The sequence below is a fragment of the Sphingomonas sp. DBB INV C78 genome, from assembly GCF_042693015.1.
GTDB lineage: Bacteria > Pseudomonadota > Alphaproteobacteria > Sphingomonadales > Sphingomonadaceae > Sphingomonas_E.
The window spans coordinates 2,713,714-2,730,636 of the sequence record NZ_CP170544.1 but is presented as its reverse complement, the minus strand read 5'-3'; the positions used below and the strand labels follow the sequence as shown (position 1 = coordinate 2,730,636).

The 16,923-nt window shown below is 62.8% G+C and carries 15 protein-coding genes; 13 read left to right on the top strand and 2 right to left on the bottom strand.

Going from position 1 to position 16,923, the window contains the following annotated elements; translation table 11 throughout:
* Position 1 precedes the first annotated feature (1 nt).
* Together ACFB49_RS12805 and ACFB49_RS12800 are read right to left on the bottom strand one after the other, a co-directional pair.
* Positions 2-601, bottom strand: coding sequence for a hypothetical protein (locus tag ACFB49_RS12805; RefSeq protein ID WP_380871581.1), 600 nt, complete (start codon positions 599-601; stop codon positions 2-4).
* A 3-nt stretch (positions 602-604) separates the two neighbouring features.
* Positions 605-1,342, bottom strand: a complete 738-nt coding sequence (locus tag ACFB49_RS12800) for a sigma factor-like helix-turn-helix DNA-binding protein (RefSeq protein WP_380871580.1) — start codon at positions 1,340-1,342, stop codon at positions 605-607.
* 691 nt (positions 1,343-2,033) lie between these two features.
* Here ACFB49_RS12800 and ACFB49_RS12795 point away from each other — a divergent pair.
* From ACFB49_RS12795 to ACFB49_RS12735, 13 genes are all read left to right on the top strand, one after another.
* Positions 2,034-3,395, top strand: a complete 1,362-nt coding sequence (locus tag ACFB49_RS12795; protein WP_380871577.1) for a hypothetical protein — start codon at positions 2,034-2,036, stop codon at positions 3,393-3,395.
* A 31-nt stretch (positions 3,396-3,426) separates the two neighbouring features.
* Positions 3,427-4,155, top strand: coding sequence for a type II toxin-antitoxin system PemK/MazF family toxin (locus ACFB49_RS12790; RefSeq protein ID WP_380871575.1), 729 nt, complete (start codon positions 3,427-3,429; stop codon positions 4,153-4,155).
* A 64-nt stretch (positions 4,156-4,219) separates the two neighbouring features.
* Complete coding sequence (locus ACFB49_RS12785) at positions 4,220-4,816, top strand: hypothetical protein (protein ID WP_380871572.1); 597 nt, start codon at positions 4,220-4,222, stop codon at positions 4,814-4,816.
* 830 nt (positions 4,817-5,646) lie between these two features.
* Entirely contained in the window at positions 5,647-6,606 is a 960-nt protein-coding gene (locus ACFB49_RS12780) for an ArdC family protein (RefSeq protein WP_380871569.1), read from the top strand.
* On the top strand, positions 6,603-6,833 hold the full coding sequence (locus ACFB49_RS12775; protein ID WP_380871567.1) for an RNA polymerase sigma factor: 231 nt from the start codon (positions 6,603-6,605) through the stop codon (positions 6,831-6,833). Before ACFB49_RS12780 ends, ACFB49_RS12775 begins: the two co-directional genes overlap by 4 nt.
* 61 nt (positions 6,834-6,894) lie before the next feature.
* Positions 6,895-7,806 carry a HEPN domain-containing protein gene (locus ACFB49_RS12770; RefSeq protein ID WP_380871566.1) on the top strand — a complete coding sequence of 304 codons (912 nt, stop codon included), beginning with the start codon at positions 6,895-6,897 and terminating at the stop codon, positions 7,804-7,806.
* A gap of 579 nt (positions 7,807-8,385) precedes the next feature.
* Positions 8,386-8,769 (top strand): DUF2958 domain-containing protein, encoded by a 384-nt coding sequence (locus tag ACFB49_RS12765; protein WP_380871564.1) that lies wholly within the window; start codon positions 8,386-8,388, stop codon positions 8,767-8,769.
* A gap of 115 nt (positions 8,770-8,884) precedes the next feature.
* Positions 8,885-10,690, top strand: a complete 1,806-nt coding sequence (locus tag ACFB49_RS12760; protein ID WP_380871562.1) for a ParB/RepB/Spo0J family partition protein — start codon at positions 8,885-8,887, stop codon at positions 10,688-10,690.
* Positions 10,691-11,130: 440 nt separating this feature from the next.
* On the top strand, positions 11,131-11,451 hold the full coding sequence (locus ACFB49_RS12755; protein WP_380871560.1) for a DUF736 domain-containing protein: 321 nt from the start codon (positions 11,131-11,133) through the stop codon (positions 11,449-11,451).
* A 335-nt stretch (positions 11,452-11,786) separates the two neighbouring features.
* Positions 11,787-11,945, top strand: coding sequence for a hypothetical protein (locus ACFB49_RS12750; protein ID WP_380871559.1), 159 nt, complete (start codon positions 11,787-11,789; stop codon positions 11,943-11,945).
* A 309-nt stretch (positions 11,946-12,254) separates the two neighbouring features.
* Complete coding sequence (gene rlxS, locus ACFB49_RS12745) at positions 12,255-14,273, top strand: relaxase/mobilization nuclease RlxS (protein WP_380871558.1); 2,019 nt, start codon at positions 12,255-12,257, stop codon at positions 14,271-14,273.
* A gap of 173 nt (positions 14,274-14,446) precedes the next feature.
* On the top strand, positions 14,447-16,462 hold the full coding sequence (locus tag ACFB49_RS12740) for a conjugal transfer protein TraG (RefSeq protein ID WP_380871556.1): 2,016 nt from the start codon (positions 14,447-14,449) through the stop codon (positions 16,460-16,462).
* A complete protein-coding gene (locus tag ACFB49_RS12735) occupies positions 16,459-16,860 on the top strand; it encodes a CopG family transcriptional regulator (protein WP_380871554.1) in 402 nt (133 codons plus the stop codon). Before ACFB49_RS12740 ends, ACFB49_RS12735 begins: the two co-directional genes overlap by 4 nt.
* Positions 16,861-16,923: the final 63 nt, after the last annotated feature.

Genomic DNA, 16,923 nt, shown 5'->3' with positions numbered 1-16,923 from the left:
CTCAGGCGGCCATATCCGGAAACCAGAAGCGCTTCTGCGAAAGGTCGAGCATCGAAGTTTTGACGGCTGTTTCGAAACTGACCTTGCCGGGCGCAGTCCGGCCTTGCGGCGCGAAATAATCGGCGCCTGCCGCTGCCGGCGCTCCATCGAGGAAAGCGTTGAGCACCGATGGCGAGCTCTTCAGTTCGTCCGCGAGCCAGACCAGCAGCTGGCCTGGTATAGTATCGACATCAATCAAGCATCGGCAAAGCTTGCGCAATATGCCCGTATCGATCCGGCAGTTGGCTGCGATCCGGTCAATATCGTCAGAGTCCATCGCGTCGAACGGATCGGAGGCCTGCGATTGCACTGGCGCCCAGAAGCGCTCGAGAATCGAATGATGATTGCGCGCCGTGCGCTCGCCCGTCGGATCCTCGTCGCCAAGATCGCTCCCTTCGGACGCGACCCATTCGGCGACAAAGGCCAAAATGTCTTCACGAAACGCGGGGTTCAGCGCAGCAAATCGCAGCACATCGTCACGGGTGGCGTCGTCCTCCAGCATGTCGTGAAGTGTTGCCAGGACGTCGTCGAGTGCTTCGGTGCTCTGAGGTTGCTTGGTCATGGTTCAGGCCCTTGTCTCGCGCGCTTTGTCGCGCGTGCGCTTGATGAGATATTTGACCTTCGTGTCCGAGCAGCCCATCGCGGCTGCCGCTTCGGCGTAGGTCAATCCCATCACGTGGATATGCCCCACCGCGATCCGTTCCTCGTCGGTCAGTAGGGCGTAGATGCTTTGGAGCTCAGCCTTGATCTCCGCGAGTGGCGTCCCCGCGCGCCCGGCACGGGCGGCAAGGGCGTCAGCGATTTCTTCTGTGCTCACCTCGGCATCAGGAGGTGCCAGATCCTCACGGGAGATCTCTGTCGCCACGCGTAGCTTCATCTTTGAGCGGGCCGTCAGATAGAGCCGCTCGGCACCCAGCTTGAAGCTGCATTCGAAGATGTCGAGATCATTCTCGTGAATGAGCTCGAACACCTTGCTCTGGACGATGGTGTGAGCGCGCTCGCGAAAATTCTCGGGGAGGTCCCGCAAAATTCGATCGCCGGAGCGCTCGAGCCGCGAGAAGAACGCGACCACCATCGCGTCATATTGCGGGCTTGGCCGGTTCGGCCGAAAGTTGCGAATGAGATAAACGAGGGTCTGCGGCCTCGTACGGCCCAACGCCGCGAGGCGAAAGGCATCATACAAGGGGAGGGCAAGCGTCGCCGCTATCTCCTCTTCGACGGCAGGCGGTCGCTTATAGACTTTTTGCTTCTTACTGACCTTGGCAAGCGGCTGCACGATGCTGTTTCCTCGTTCATCGGCCATCGACTGCTCACCCGATCGGATTGGGAGTGGCAAAAAGGAAAAAACAATTTTGCGGTCGGGATTTTTTCGGATTCATCGATTGGACGGTGCAACGCCGAGGCCCCCCAATAGGTGCGCGAACTCGCGATCGATCCGCACAACCGGCGTCGACCTCTGCATACGTGTACAAATATTGCGTCATCCGGCCGCCCCTCTATCTCGCCCTCAAGCCGAGAGAGATGATGAGCAGCGATGTCCGAATAGTCCATGTTCAATCGCGCAAAGAAACCGGAATGGAGCTTAAGGTGTGATGCTCGCCTTACTTTAAGCAGATTGGGCGTTCGAGTTCGCGCTTGCTTGCAGCAATGCCCGCGGCACGGATGGCGTCGACAGCCGCTGAAGCGGAACCTCTCGTGCCATCAGCGAAGTTGGATACCGTGAGCCCGACCAGCCGCATCAGCTTTCGGGTGGAAGCACGCTATTGGCGAGTTCACTAAACCGTTCACTGTCCCTCGGCTGCGGATTGGCTAATCGCTCAGCAAGGGGCAGCGCCCTTAGCGCCTCCCAAGTGTGAACATATATCACCCCTATCCACAGGTTGTACGCAAGGGATCTGGATGAGGAAAGGGGAGAGCCTCTTGCGAAACTCTCCCCGAGCACCTTGCGGTGTAATTCCAAAAGGCCGTGAGGCCGAAGCAGCCGAAGCTGTGAGTTGGATATACGCACCGGGGCATTAAAATTCAATGTACGGCAGATAGCTAAACCGCAGATTTCCGCCATTCTTCCGATCCGGATGGGAGTTCGGCATGATCGCTTGTCCTTGATGCCCTTGACAGGTTCCGGTGTTCTTGATGGCCTTGATTACCTTGATTACCTTGAACACCTTGATTCCCTTGATGGGGACAAAATAGCGTGCTACCACGGCCTCGTGGAACGATCGAGAAATGCGCCTTTGGACGGTTCGGCGTCCCCTGATGTCGAATCAACTGGCGCTGATCGCGTTCGCGGTCGCGGTCGGGGTGGCAATTTTCTTGCTATCGACCGCACTGCTTGGGAGCGCCTTTGGGAGGTCGAAACCGGCAACAGGCTGAACTTGGTAACGGCCTTCATTGTGCTTCTCGCGGGGACCGGCAGCGATCATCAACTCAGCAAATGGTCGGCCAAGGCGTGCGAGCAGCATACCGGCATGGGAAAACCCCGGGCCAAGGTGGCTATCGACGAGCTGATCCAACATGGCTTCGTTGCGCATACCGAGCGCTCGACGAAGCTCTATCCTCAATATCGTTTGCCGCCGATCCCGCTCGACAGTGACCCGATCTTTCTGCCTGTCGCGTTGGTGACAGGTATTGAGACGGAAGCCTCCATGCTTCGCCGTGTCCGTGAGACCGGCGATGCCCTGCTGCTGCGGATGTTGGTAGATCTATATGGACTGGTCCAGCTTGATGCGACCTTTGGCGTGCCGATCGCAGCGCTGAGCCAAACCCCGCCGGAAGGCTATCCTGCCCGCAAGGTTTTCGAGATTGGCGTTCATTCTGTCTGGGCTCTTCGACTTTCCGGCGGTTCCAAGACCGCAAAGGGAGACTGGGCCACCCATCATCGCATTGAAAGCCGCAGCAATGATGGGGCTTGGGGAAATTTCTGGTCGCGTGTCGCGATGCTCGAGCAGGTCGGCGCCATCTGGTACGAGGCCTGGATCTTTGACAGCGAAGATCCAGACGCTGAACCGTTGTTTCCTGTCGATTTTGCGGCCCTCTATGGCCAAGTGGAAGGGGACGACGCCTATCAGCTCACCCGGACTATGCTTGATGCAGCAGCAAACCTCTCCGAAGAGCGCAACGACCTGCTCAACCGCTATGCGCTCGACATGCTGGTGACACTGGCGCAGCACCGTCGCGCGCCGGGTATTCGCGGCGTGGCGCGTATGAGGATCGAGGCCGACACACCGGGCAGGCGCCTGTCCTACTACAAGCGCCGCACCCAAATCGAAACGTACGAGGCAGGCTTCACCCAGATCGCCCTTGATGCGCTACGAGGGAACTATAATCGGCCGATGAACACGGCCACGCCGCAATAGACGACTAATCATCTGGGAAAAGCAGCATTCCATGTGGAACGACGAAAATTCAGAAGATCAGAAATATGTGAAATTGCCGTTCCCGTCTGAGGCTGAGTTGCTTGCTGCGGGCTATGCACCCATCCCCACCGACCAGGATTTGCTGGCGAAAGGCTTTGTGCCAGTCAATTTCAAGAACATGCCTGCTGTCGAGAGCATGGTCACGGAAGCGGGACACCCGTTCCCGCAACATCATGAGATCATTAAGGCTGGATATATTCCGATCAGCCGCCGCGAGCGGCGCATCCAGAGCCGCCCCCGCGTTGGCCAGATGTATTGGGTCGATTTTCCGCATGACGCCTATGTGCCCGAGTTCGTCAATGAACATCCGGGCATCGTCATTCGCGCTGCTAACTCGCTGAGCGACACCTGCATCATTCTGCCTGTTACTAGCGCACAGCAGAAAGCGGGCACGCACTTCCACCAGCTTTCGAAAAATCCTAATCCAAAAGGCCATGCTGAAGGCCGTACCGCGTATGTCGTGTGCGATCATCTTTATACGGTCCACGTTAATCGCCTGCGACCGGTACTGTCGTTGAAACATTTACCCGTGTTCCCCAAGGTCGAACCGCACGACATGATTGCAATCTTCGGGATCGTCGAAAAGGTCCTGGCTCTCTCGTCAGCCGCCTCGCACGCGGCGGTCGCGACGGCGTCACCCCCGCCCGCGACGCACCCAAAGCAGCCAGGACCGAACACACTCACGCTGAAAAAGAAGTAGACGCGTGTCGGTGTGGGCGGAAAGGGCAGCTGCGGCTCTGTTACCGCTTAGTCAGGCACCCTTCTTGGCCGCTGCGCTTCGGGAATGGTCTTATACGGGTCGCTTTTTCGATTTGGAGGCGACGGACGGAACCTGCGAGCTGTGTGGCCAACAGGATCTTCGTTATCATTTCGAGATCCACAATCTACTCGCCCAGTCGAGCCTCCTCGTCGGCTCAGAGTGCATCAAGCGGTTTGAGATAATCGGCATCGATGAACACGGCTGCTGGATCGATGCGGATGCGACGGGCAAACTGGTTGATCGGCATCGTCGCGGTCTGGTTGAGGATGCGCGAAAGCAACGAGTGATGACCGCGCTGCTCAAGCTTGGCCGGAAGGTGCAGGACTTCGATGCCCGGGACTTCATCGATTTCGTCGACGACAAGGGCGCGTTTACGCCCAATCAGGTGGCGATGATCTTCTGGCGCCTTGGTAGTGCCGGCATCGACTATCGGCCGACAGATTGGAAAGTGCGAATGCGCCGGGATAGCGATCTTGCACAGCTACGCACCATGACGCGGGCGGCTTTCATGCGTGTGATGGCGGCCCTGACTGCCTCGCAAAAGCGCAAGATCGCAGCGATCGAAGAGCGGTTTCGTGGCCATGGCCAGAGTTGGCGATAGCCAGATTTATCCTGCATCTCTGGCGAGCGGCGAGCGAGGGTCCGGTACTGGGAGGACGATTAGAGCAACCAGCGACCAGGACGGAGCGCGAAGCTGTTGTCCCCCTGGCGAAACGACCGGCAGCTTAGTGGGACCGGAAACCGGAGTCCGGACAGTCGCCAATTCTGACGGGGCGGTCATACGAGAGGCATGGAGTAGGATGCAACGAATGACTGCTATCCGCTAGGCGCTTCCTAATTCTCGACTGTCGAGATCGTCCGACCGAGCCGCCGTTGGCCGACCGATCTGAGCGGTGGTGAACGAAGGGCAGCTTGCCTTATCCGACGTTCTAAATCCGGACTGTCGCCATCGTCCGACCAAGCGGACCGTTAAAGAGCGGCAAGCATTGTTTTCGTCCGGTGCGTCCCTGCAGCTCGGCTGGAGCCACCTTTGCATCTAATGGGCTAGTGATGAGCGATGGAGCCTGCCGTCTCCGCCCTTTGGGCGGCCGGGCTCCATTCCGCTGACGCTCCACCGAGCCAACGGCTGCGCCGCCGTCTCGGCCCATTCGGGTCAGGATCCCTGACGGTGGCCCGGATCGCTGATCCGGCCTGGCGGTCATCGTGTGGTGTCACACGATGGCGTTGCCGGTTTGACCGGCCGCGGCCGGGCGGTGGGAGCAGCGCTCGCCTCTAGGCCCGCCGCGGCGTGCCGCAACCCGCTGTCGCGGGTCCTCCATTCCATTCCGGCCTTCGGTGCGGCCCGCCTCTGCCGGCGGGCCTGCCGGGTCGCTCCTTGCCGCTCCCCCGCCCATCCGGGGCCGGTTGCGGTGATGTTCAAGGAGCAGATCCATGGCACGCAATCTTCATCGTCAGGTCCGTCATGCGTCGGTCGCGCAAGCTTCGATCGAGCACAGTAATGGCCATGCGCGTGGGCGTCCGAGCCTCTACGCCGAGGTCACGCAACGCATCATCCGCGAGTTGGAAGAAGGGCGATTGCCCTGGGTCCAGCCATGGGATCGCGCCAGGGTCGACACCGGCCTGCCACGCAATGCCGCCAGCCATCGGCCCTATTCGGGGATCAATGTCCTGATCCTGTGGGGCGCCGTCATCGAGCATGGCTATGGCTCGCAGGGCTGGCTCACCTATCGACAGGCGCGCGAGCTTGGTGGACATGTCCGCGAGGGCGAGCAAGGCGTCACCGTCTGTTTTGCCGATCGCTTCTGCCCGCAGGCCGAGCAGGAACGCGCGGTGCAGGAGGGCGGGGAGGCGCGCTCGATTGCCTTTCTGAAGCGCTTCACCGTCTTCAATGTCGATCAGTGCGAAGGCTTGCCGCCATCGCTTCTGGCCTCACCAGTCCCCTTGCCCGAGCGCGAGATCGTGCCACTGGCCGAGGAGATCATCACCAATACCGGCGCGGATTTCCGGATCGGGGGCGAGAAGGCTTATTACCATCCGGGCGCTGATTATGTGCAGGTGCCGCCCCAGCCGGCCTTCCATCATCAGATCGATTTCTACCGCACTGCCTTCCATGAACTGGGTCACTGGACGGGCCATGGCACGCGCCTGAACCGTGACCAGTCGGGGCAGTTCGGGTCGGTGGATTATGCGAAGGAAGAGCTGATCGCCGAGATCGCCAGCGCGTTCGTCTGTGCCCAGCTCCGCATCAAGCCCACGGTCCGCCATGCCGATTATGTCGGTGCCTGGCTCGAGGTGATGACGGGCGACGAGCGCGCCATCTTCCGGGCCGCAGCGCAAGCCGCCCGGGCCTCGCGCTGGATTCTCGACCAATGTCGGGAGCCACGCCCGTGAGCGAGGACAAGAAGCAGGATCGCGTTGACGCCGCGATCCTGCGTCTCCTCAAGCGAGCATTCCTTGCGCTGCCGAAGGAGCAGCAACAGGTGTTCGGCCTCAACCGCTTCGCCGGGCTGGACTATGAGCAGATCGCTCTCCTGACCGGTAGCGACCCGGCGACCGTCGAGCGCCACGTCGCCGACGCGCTGCTGGCGCTGGCCCGCGCGACGCCCCGGCTCGAATGAGCCGGGGCGTCGACTTCGATAAGGGCTTGGCAAAGCCGCCGATTGCCGCGAGTCTGGTCTTATGAAGCATTCCCTCGACCATCTGCCCGAAGGCAAGCGCCGCGAGCTGGCGTTCGTGGTCGAGACGCTGCGTGAGGGCTTTGCCACGGCGATCGCGACGAAGCGCGCCGATCGCCTGAAGAACGGCCAGATCCTCAAGATCATCCTGTTCGGCAGCTACGCGCGAGGCGACTGGGTCGAGGATCCGGTTGGCCGCTATTTCTCGGATTATGACCTGCTGGTCGTCGTCGACCATGAGGATCTGACCGACGTTCCCGAGTTCTGGCTAGAGACCGAGCAGGTGCTGCTCGATGCGCTCTCCGAGGGCATCAAGCTTCGCACGCCGGTCAGCCTGATCTATCACAATCTTGATGATGTGAACGAGAAGCTGGGCCTTGGCCGCTACTTCTTCATGGACATCATGCGTGACGGGATCAGCCTCTATGGCGTTCCCGGCGTCACCTTCGTCAAACCCGAACCCCTGTCGCCGGAACAGGCGCTCAAGGAGACGCAGGATTATTTCGACGAGTGGTTCGAGAGCGCTGACAATTTTCGGCGCCTCTCAGAAGATGCGGCGGCGAGGGGGATGCTGAAAGAAGCTGCATTCCTCATGCACCAGGCCACCGAACGCTTCTACCACTGCCTGTTTCTGGTTCGGACGCTCTACAGCCCCAAGACCCATAATCTGAACCGGTTGCGCGAGCAGGCGGAAGGGCTAGAGCCGTCCTTGAAGGCCGTCTGGCCGACCGAGACCAAGTTCGAGAAGCGTTGCTACGAGCTGCTGCGCGCGGCCTATGTGAAGGCCCGCTATTCCCGCCATTATCGTATCACCGCCGAGGAATTGGCGTGGCTGGGCGAACGGATTTCGCTGCTCCAGCGGCTGGTGCGCGATGCCTGCGAACGGCGTATTGATACCCTCGCCAAGGTGGCGTGACCCGAATTCAGCCGGTCTCTGACGCTCGGCGAACATCGATGCCCGCTGGTTCAGACCTAGTCTCGGTTAGAACCCTTTAGCATTCTGAATGCCGTTTGCGGTTCCGACGACCAGAAACTGAAGTCTAACTCTCGGCACGGCGAAGCCGCCGCGCCTGGCGCTCATGCCTGATCGCGGCCTCGCGAAGACGGCGCACCACATCGGCGTCCTTGCTCTCCGCCGCCTTCAGCCGGGCCACTCGGGCAAGTTCCTCAAAGTAATTTGGGTCACGAATCTCTTCCACGCCGGTGCCCTAGCATGGACTGAGCCAAGTCGGCGCTAACGCCGCTCAATGATGTCGCCGCGCTGGAGCGCGGCGGCGCTGTTTGTTGGCCCCGGCCGAGCAGGGGCACGCGGACGCTCCCGCTTCGGCCCGCCGCAGTCCGCCGCAACCTCGGATCCTGCGAACCCGAGGTCCTCCGCTGACGCTGCGGCCCTGTCGGGTGCGGTGGCCCGCTCTTTCGGGCCGCCGGGTCGCTTGCCGCCCACCCCCGCTCTTCGGGGGCCTGTGATTTTTCAGGGCAGGCAGGGAGACAGGCGATGATCCTCGTCACGCAAGAGTTGCGTCTCGCGTTGCGTGCGAATGCGCTGGCCGCAGACCAGCCGGGCCATGATCCGGCCCCCGTCGTCAAACTCTTCAATCCGGTGGGGGCGGGAATATGGCTTGCCACCGAACTGGACGAGGATGGCGACACCCTGTTCGGCTTGGCCGATCTCGGCTTTGGCTGTCCCGAACTCGGCTCCTTTTCGCTTTCGGAGATCATTTCCGTGCGGCTGCCGTTCGGCCTCGCGATCGAACGCGACCTTTGCTTTGCCGGCCGCTTCCCTCTCTCGGTCTATGCCGAGGCTGCGCGCCGAGCCAGCCACATCATCGAATTTGACGAGCAATTGAAGGCGGCCGCTGCCGAACTGGCGCGTCGCTGACCGGGCTTCCGCAGAGCTGCGGAGGACGTGGCGGCGCGTTCCCACCGCCGATCAAAGCCGGTCCCGTCAGAGGATTCATGAACAGACGGGACCGGTACCCCCATGGAGTAGTGCCATGAAACTCGACTTCATCGACCTTGGCAAGCTGGCCGTCTCGCCCGCCAACATGCGCGCCGGCCGCAAATGCCCCGACATCAGCGACATCCTGCCATCCGTCCGCGCGCGTGGTGTGTTGATGCCCATCCTCGTGCGACCGTCTCCCGACGCAGAAGGCTATGAGATCGTCGCGGGCCGGCGTCGTTTCGAGGCGGCACGCACGATTGCCGCAGAAGGGCAGGGGGAGGGCGAAGCCTTGCCCTGCGCCATCCTCGACGATGCCGATGATGCAGCCGCCATCGAAGCCTCGCTCATCGAGAATATCGCCCGGCTCGATCCCGACGAGGTGACCCAGTGGGAAACCTTCACGCGGCTGGTGAAGGAAGGCCGCACGCCCGACGATATTTCGGCGACCTTCGGGCTTCCTGAAATGGCCGTCCGGCGCATCCTCGCGCTCGGCAATCTCCTGCCGCGCATCCGCGACCATTATGCGCGCGGGAAGATCGACGCCACGACCGTCCGCCATCTGACGATGGCGAGCAAGAGCCAGCAAAAGGCTTGGCTGGCGCTGTTCGACGATCCCGAAAATTATGCACCGACCGGCTACCAGTTGAAGGCCTGGCTGTTCGGTGGGCAGTCGATCAGCACCGCTCACGCGCTGTTCGCTCTGGACGCCTATGCCGGTCAGATCGTCGCCGACCTGTTCGGCGACAGTGGTTATTTCGCCGATGCCGATGCCTTCTGGACCCAACAGAATGAAGAGATTGAGGCGCGGAAGGCCGCCTATCTGGAGGCGGGTTGGGCCGATGTCGTGATCATTCCGCCGTCTGAGCAGTTCCACAGCTGGGAATATGAGAAGGCAGCCAAGCGCAAGGGCGGGCGCATCTATGTCGATGTGCGATCCACCGGCGAGGTCAGCTTCCATGAGGGCTATGTGACCCGCAAGGAAGCGAGCCGGATCGAACGCGGCGAAGGGCCCGGCACCAAACCGGCCCGGCCCGAGATCACCAGCACGATGCAGACCTACATCGATCTGCATCGCCATGCCGCCGTCCGGACCGAACTGCTGCACCACCCGCCCGTGGCGCTGCGATTGATGGTCGCCCATGCCATATGCGGCTCGCCGCTCTGGGGCGTGAAGCCTGAGCCGCAGACGACCCGCAATGACGATGTCCGCGAAAGCCTCGAAACCTGCCTCGCCGAGACGGATTTCGACCGTCAGCGGCGCGTCATTCTCGACCTCATCGGTTTTTCGCCCGAGGAACCGACCGTGACCGGGGGCAATGGCGCTGAACATGGGTTGGCAGGTATCTTCGTTCGCCTGCTCGAATTGCCCGACGCCGCTGTGATGGAGGTCGTTGCCATCGTCATGGGCGAGACGCTGGCTTCGGGCAGCGCGGCGGTGGCGGCGGTGGGCCTGCATATCGGCGTCGATATGGCCCGATACTGGCAGGCCGACCACGCCTTTTTCGCGCTCATCCGGGACCGCGAAGTGCTGGACCGGATCGTCGCCGACGTGGCCGGCGAGAGGGTCGCGACGGCCAACGCCAAGGAAAAATCGGCCACGCTCAAACACATCGTGACTGACCATCTCGAAGGCAATGACGGTCGAGCCAAGGTCGACAATTGGGTGCCGCGCTGGATGGCCTTCCCGCCGTCCGCCTACACGGCACGCGGCGGGGTCGGCACGGTCGCCGCGCACGCCCGGATCGAGGGTCTGTTCGGCGCGTCGGACGAACCCGATCCGGCCGCACCGGCCGTCGCCAACGCGCTGCCCGTGCCCGAGAGCGAGGTGGATGCGGTGCCGGTTCCGCTCGCGGCCTGACGCGACAAAGGGGGCTTGCCATCCGCAGGCCCCCGCTGCCGGCCCCTCTCTGGAGCCTTGCCGGTCCCGGATCCCGGCGCGCCCCGGCCTTGCGGCCGGGGCGATTTTCCGTGTGCGTTCCATTCAGCGGATGTCTTGGCCGATCGCATCGCTTTGGGCGTGAATGCCGATAAAGCAGGTCGTCTCCGCATCTCACCCGACCATTCCGGCTCCTCGGGCGCATGACCTGGGACGGGCGCCCGGCCTTCGAAACCATCGCCTCAGACTTATTTCCCCGCCGGCATAAGCCGGCTCCTCGCGGTCGCTTCGCTTCAAATAAGCCCGTCGGCTCCGGTCCTCCGCTGGCGCTCCGGCCTTGCGGTTCGAAGGCCGTGCTTACCCGTCCCGCAGGTCCGCCCGTCGCCCGGAACGGTCCGGGCGCAGTTCCAAGGAGACGAACAATGCCCGCAATCGGTTATGTCACGCGCAACGGCGAAGGCTTCAAAGGCCAGCTCCGCACGCTTTCGATCCGCGCCGATGTCGAAATCACTCCCAACCGCGCCAAGGCCAATGAGGCGCAACCCGACTATCGGGTGACCACCGGCGGCGTCGAGATCGGCGCTGGCTGGATCCGGACCGGCGAGATGTCCGGCAAGGATTATGTCTCGCTCAGCCTCGCCGCGCCCGAGTTCGGCCCGCGCCGGCTCTACGCCAATCTTGGCCGCGCGGCAGGGCAGGATGACGACGACGCTTATGCCGTCATCTGGAACCCGGCCGACTGAGCCGAACCGGCCCCGCGCCCGACCGGGCGCGGGGCTTTTTGCTGCTGATGTCGAAGGGCGTCGGCGTTTGCGTCGAGGGGATATCTGCTCAGTTCCGCCTAGGATGCGGGATGGATCGGGCCGCCTCAAGGGACGACGGGGCCCCACCATTTTCCCAGCCCAGAGCGGGGCCATTCCGCGCCTCGACGGGCGTGGCTGGGCTGAGAAAATCGTAACCCCCATCGCCGCGCTGCGCGCGGTTGCGGGCGCGCTTGAGGGCGCGCCCTTATCCCTTGACCCGGCCCGATCCACCCCGCGCGGAGACGTCGTCTTTCACGAGTTTCGAGGAGACGGATATGGCGATCGAGGTCGAAATTGAGGAGCTGCGGGCGGAGCTTTCGAACCCTTTTGATGCATCGGAACGGGCGCTGATCCGGGCCGAACTGGACGTGGCATTGGCACGCAAGATCGAGGCGGATGCTGCCTGGGAGAGGATGCTGTCGGCGGCGAATTGATCGAGGAGGGAGGCAGATCGGGAGCGGTGCGTCGGGCGCGGCGCATCGCTCCTTTTCCATGATCGCGATCGTGCAGGGGCGGTGAACGGGGACAGGGAGCGAGGTGCGGGGAGGGGAGGCGCGTAAGGCAAGATAGAAAGCTACGGCACTGCCGGCATCTGCCGGCGTGCCCTAAGCTATTGTCTGCACATCCTTTGTTCGAGAGACCCGAACGGTGCCGTTGGCATGACCACAGTGCCATCTCGCTCGAAATCAGCTCAATTCCGCCATTCGGGCCGGCACCGGTTTTCATGTGCGTACGAGCCCCGCATGCTGACGTCACCCCTGGCTGAACGGCGGCCCGACATGGCAACCACCGACGATTTCGAACCACGGCTCGGCCGCATGCGTGGCAAGATCCATCCGCCGCGCCCGCGCAAATTCCTCCATCACGTCCTTGCTGCCGCCAACCAGGCGCGAGGCGGTGCCACGGGCAAGGGCAGGGATAGCAGCTTTACCGGGAGCCGGATCGGCCGTGGCGCCGGCGTCGGCCGTGTCCTCTCGGCGCGCGACGGCCATGCTGCGTTCCGTCAGCGCCGGGTGATCGTCAAGGCGAGGATCGTGTCCCTGCGTGGCAAGGGCCTGGGCGCCGCCAAAGCGCATCTGCGTTATGTTGAGCGGGACGGCACGACGCGCGATGGCGGGCGCGGCGATCTTTATGGCCCCGATGCCGACAAGGTGGAGCGCTCGAACTGGCTGGAACAGGCGAAAGAGGATCGCCACCAGTTCCGGTTCATCGTCAGCCCCGAAGACGGCATGGAATATAAGGATCTCAAACCCCTGACCCGTCGCCTCATGTCGCGGATGGAAGAGGATCTGGGAACGAAGCTCGACTGGGTCGCGGTCGATCATTTCAACACCGGCCATCCCCACACCCACATCATCCTGCGCGGCAAGGACGAACGCGGGGAAGATCTGGTCATCGCCCGCGACTATATCCGGCAGGGTTTGCGCGAACGCGCGTGCGAGCTCGTCGACCTCGATCTTGGCCCTCGGACCGACCGCCAAATTGAACAGCGGCTGCGCGCCGAGATCGAACAGGAACGCCTCACCAGCATCGACCGCCAGCTGATCCGCGACGTCGAACACGACATGCTCGTGACCGCCGAGGCTCCACGCGCCTTCGACCAGAGCTTGCGGATGGGCCGCCTGCGCAAGCTTGAGCGCATGGGTTTGGCTACCGAGGTCGGCTGCAGCCACTGGCGCCTTTCGCCGGATCTCGCCGAGACGCTGAAAGTGATGGGCGAGCGCGGCGACATCATTCGCACCATGCAGCGCGACTTTGCGCGACGCGGCCACGGTCCCGCGATCGCCGAGCAGGTGATCTACGACCCCCTTGCCAGCGAAGCCCGGTCGCTGGTCGGACGCGTCGTCAGCCGTGGTCTGGCCGACGAATATCAGGATCGCCACTACATGATCGTCGAAGCGACCGACGGGCGCGCTCATTATGTCGATATCGGCAAGGGGCCCCAGGTTGCAGCGCTGCCGGCCGGCGCGATCGTCGAAATTTCCCCGGCCGCCATTGGCGCGCGACAGGCCGATCGGACCGTGGCCGACGTGGCTGCTGCCAATGAAGGACGTTATTCGATCAACGCCCATCTGCGCCACGACCCAGCAGCGAGCCTCGACTTTGTCGAAGCCCATGTCCGCAGGCTCGAGGCGATGCGTCGGGTTACCCGGGATGTCGAGCGTGAGGTCGATGGAAATTGGGTCATCTCCTCCGATCATCTCGATTGTGCCGCGGCCTATGAGGCGGCCCTTGCAAAGGACCGGCCCGTCACGGTTCAAACGCTCTCCACGCTGCCGCTCGAGAAAATGATCGACGTCGACGCGGCGACCTGGCTCGACAAGTCACTGCTCGCTCCTTCGCCCGACCCGATGCGCGACGCAGGGTTCGGCCGCGATGTTCAGTCCGCTCAGGCACAGCGCCGACAATGGCTCGTCAACGAGCAGCTTGCCGAGGAGCAGGGCGGCAAAACGTTCTATCAGGCCGGAATGATCGAAACGCTGCGTCGTCGCGAGCTGTTGCGCGTGGCCGCGCAGCTCTCCGAGGAGCTCAAGCTGCCTTTTTCCCGGCCAGAGGCTGGCGACCATATCGAGGGACGGCTCGCGCGCATCGTCGAGATGACCAGCGGTCGCCATGCGTTGATCGAGCGGTCGCGCGATTTCACGCTGGTTCCCTGGCGCCCCGTGCTCGAACGCCAGTTGGGCAAGTCCATCGCCGGCATCATGCGCGACGAGGGCATTAGCTGGACCTTTGGCCGCCAGCGGGGGCCGAGCATTTCCTGACTTGGATGATTCGCTCGGTGCTCGGCCGCGGCCGTCGAATGGAGTGATTTTGACAGTGCCCGATGCGCCTGCCGACCGTGAAAAGCACCTCAGTTCCGCGTAGGGACCATATCGGTATGACTTGATGCATGCGATTCTTCGGGAGGAAATCGGCTTTCTCCCGGAGTTTGATCGTGACCCCGACCAAGCTGCTGCTCGGCCAGATCCTGGTCGTCTTCGCAATCGTGATTGGCGGCGTCTGGGCCGCGACCCAGTGGTGCGCCACGATGCTCGGCTATCAACCGCAGCTTGGGTCTCCCTGGTTCCTGCTGTTCGGCTTGCCGATCTACCGCCCCTGGTCGCTCTTCCCTTGGTGGTATTATTACGACGCCTACGCGCCGCACGTCTTCGACAAGGCGGGCATGCTGGCCGCATCCAGCGGCTTGCTCGGCTGTGTCGCCGCGGTCATGGGCTCGCTCTGGCGCGCGCGGCAGGCACGGCACGTCACGACCTATGGCTCGGCGCGCTGGGCCGGCAATCGCGACATCCGGCGCGCCGGCCTATTTCTTGATGCCGGCGTGATTCTTGGCCGCTTGCGCAGCCACTACCTACGCCATGACGGTCCGGAGCATGTCCTCGCCTTCGCTCCCACGCGGAGCGGGAAGGGGGTGGGGCTGGTCATCCCGACATTGCTGAGCTGGACCGGATCTGCGGTCATCCACGATATCAAGGGCGAGAACTGGCAACTGACCGCGGGATGGCGGTCGCGCTTCTCTCACGCTTTGCTGTTTGATCCGACAAACGCCGCGTCGGCGCGATATAATCCGCTCCTGGAAGTACGGCGCGGCGCGAACGAGGTCCGCGACGTCCAGAATATTGCGGACATGCTCGTCGACCCCGAGGGGGCGCTCGAAAACAGGTCGCACTGGAGCAAAACCTCTCATTCGCTGCTCGTCGGCGCCATTCTCCACATCCTCTATGCGGAAAAGGAGAAGACGCTGGCACGCGTCGCCTCCTTCCTCTCCGATCCTGCGCGGCCGTTTACGTCGACGCTCGAACGGATGATGATGACCAATCATCTCGGCACCGAGGATGTGCCACGGGTTCACCCGGTGGTGTCATCGTCGGCGCGAGAGGTGCTCAACAAGTCCGAGAACGAACGCAGCGGCGTGCTCTCGACCGCAATGTCTTTCCTCGGCCTCTATCGCGACCCGAACATTGCCGCGATCACCTCGGCCTGCGATTGGCGGATTGCCGACCTGACAGAGGCGGCCCATCCTGTCTCGCTATATCTGGTCATTCCGCCTTCTGACATCAGCCGGACCAAGCCGCTGGTCCGGCTCATTCTCAACCAGATTGGCCGGCGGCTGACCGAGAAGCTCGATGGGTCCGGAGCCGGCCCGGCCAGGCGCAAGCTTCTCATGATGCTGGACGAGTTTCCGGCTCTCGGGCGACTGGACTTCTTCGAGACGAGTCTCGCTTTCATGGCGGGCTATAACGTGCGGGCCTATCTGATCGCGCAATCACTCAACCAGATCGAGAAGGCCTATGGTGAGCACAACGCCATTCTCGACAATTGTCATGTCCGCATCGCCTTCGCGACCAACGACGAGCGTACCGCCCGCCGCATCTCCGACGCGCTAGGGGTCGCGACTGAGCAGCGGGCGATGCGCAACTATGCGGGCCATCGGCTCGCGCCCTGGCTCTCTCACGTCATGGTCAGTCGGCAGGAGACAGCGCGTCCCCTGCTGACCCAGGGCGAGATCATGCAGCTTCCGCCTGACGACCAGCTGGTGCTGGTGGCGGGCATGCCGCCCATCCGGGCGAAGAAGCTGCGCTATTATGCGGATCGCAATTTTCGCGGACGCATTGTCGAACCGCCAGTGCTGGCGGCCGGCCGCTTTGCCGACTTGCCTCCGCCGCGGAGCGATGACTGGACCGGGCTTGTCGCGTCGCCCGACCATCGCCTTGCGGTACGCGACGACAAGCCCGCCAATGACGATGATGAAACTGGCCCCGGACTTCAACGTCATCCGGGCCTGGAGGAGCGGACATCGGCCCCCGCGGCGCCCAGGGACGTCGACATCATCGATACGGATCGAGACGACGCCGATGGCGCCGCGGACAAGCGGATGATGGATCGGGTCCGCAGAGCCCTGATCCAGGAGCATGTCATCAATCGCGATAATGGCCCGGATCTCGAGCCATGAAGGTCCGCCAGAACCTCTACATCGACCGCGAACTCAGCGAGGCGCTTGAGGCTCTGGCGCTGAAGCCGGGAGGCAACAAGTCGCGGATCGTCAATGAAGCGATCCGCGTCTGGCTGGCGCGCCGGGCAACGAAGGAGCTTGATGATCTGCTCAAGGTCCGGCTCGACCGGCTTTCCCGCGACATCTCCGCCTGTCGCCGCGATGTCGAAGTGGTGCTCGAGGCACTCGCGCTGTTCGTGCGGCATCAACTCACCGTGACAGCACTTCTCCCGGAGGGCGACTCAGCGGCGCGAGCTGTCGGCAACGAAAGATTCGAACGCTTCATCGTTCAGCTTGGGCGCAAAATTGCGGTGGGCGAGCGCACGCTCGACAAAACGGGTGTGGGAGCGCCGGGATGATCACCTCGTATATAAATCTGGTTCCGCCAGTGTCGAAGCCGCCGAGGTCATCGACCTCTATCA

Bases quoted from the DNA above. Each gene is read 5' to 3' on its own strand.
- ACFB49_RS12805 (WP_380871581.1), bottom strand. From the start codon at position 601: ATGACCAAGCAACCTCAGAGCACCGAAGCACTCGACGACGTCCTGGCA.
- ACFB49_RS12800 (WP_380871580.1), bottom strand. From the start codon at position 1,342: ATGGCCGATGAACGAGGAAACAGCATCGTGCAGCCGCTTGCCAAGGTC.
- ACFB49_RS12790 (WP_380871575.1), top strand. From the start codon at position 3,427: ATGTGGAACGACGAAAATTCAGAAGATCAGAAATATGTGAAATTGCCG.
- ACFB49_RS12780 (WP_380871569.1), top strand. From the start codon at position 5,647: ATGGCACGCAATCTTCATCGTCAGGTCCGTCATGCGTCGGTCGCGCAA.
- ACFB49_RS12770 (WP_380871566.1), top strand. From the start codon at position 6,895: ATGAAGCATTCCCTCGACCATCTGCCCGAAGGCAAGCGCCGCGAGCTG.
- ACFB49_RS12765 (WP_380871564.1), top strand. From the start codon at position 8,386: ATGATCCTCGTCACGCAAGAGTTGCGTCTCGCGTTGCGTGCGAATGCG.
- ACFB49_RS12760 (WP_380871562.1), top strand. From the start codon at position 8,885: ATGAAACTCGACTTCATCGACCTTGGCAAGCTGGCCGTCTCGCCCGCC.
- ACFB49_RS12755 (WP_380871560.1), top strand. From the start codon at position 11,131: ATGCCCGCAATCGGTTATGTCACGCGCAACGGCGAAGGCTTCAAAGGC.
- ACFB49_RS12750 (WP_380871559.1), top strand. From the start codon at position 11,787: ATGGCGATCGAGGTCGAAATTGAGGAGCTGCGGGCGGAGCTTTCGAAC.
- rlxS (WP_380871558.1), top strand. From the start codon at position 12,255: ATGCTGACGTCACCCCTGGCTGAACGGCGGCCCGACATGGCAACCACC.
- ACFB49_RS12735 (WP_380871554.1), top strand. From the start codon at position 16,459: ATGAAGGTCCGCCAGAACCTCTACATCGACCGCGAACTCAGCGAGGCG.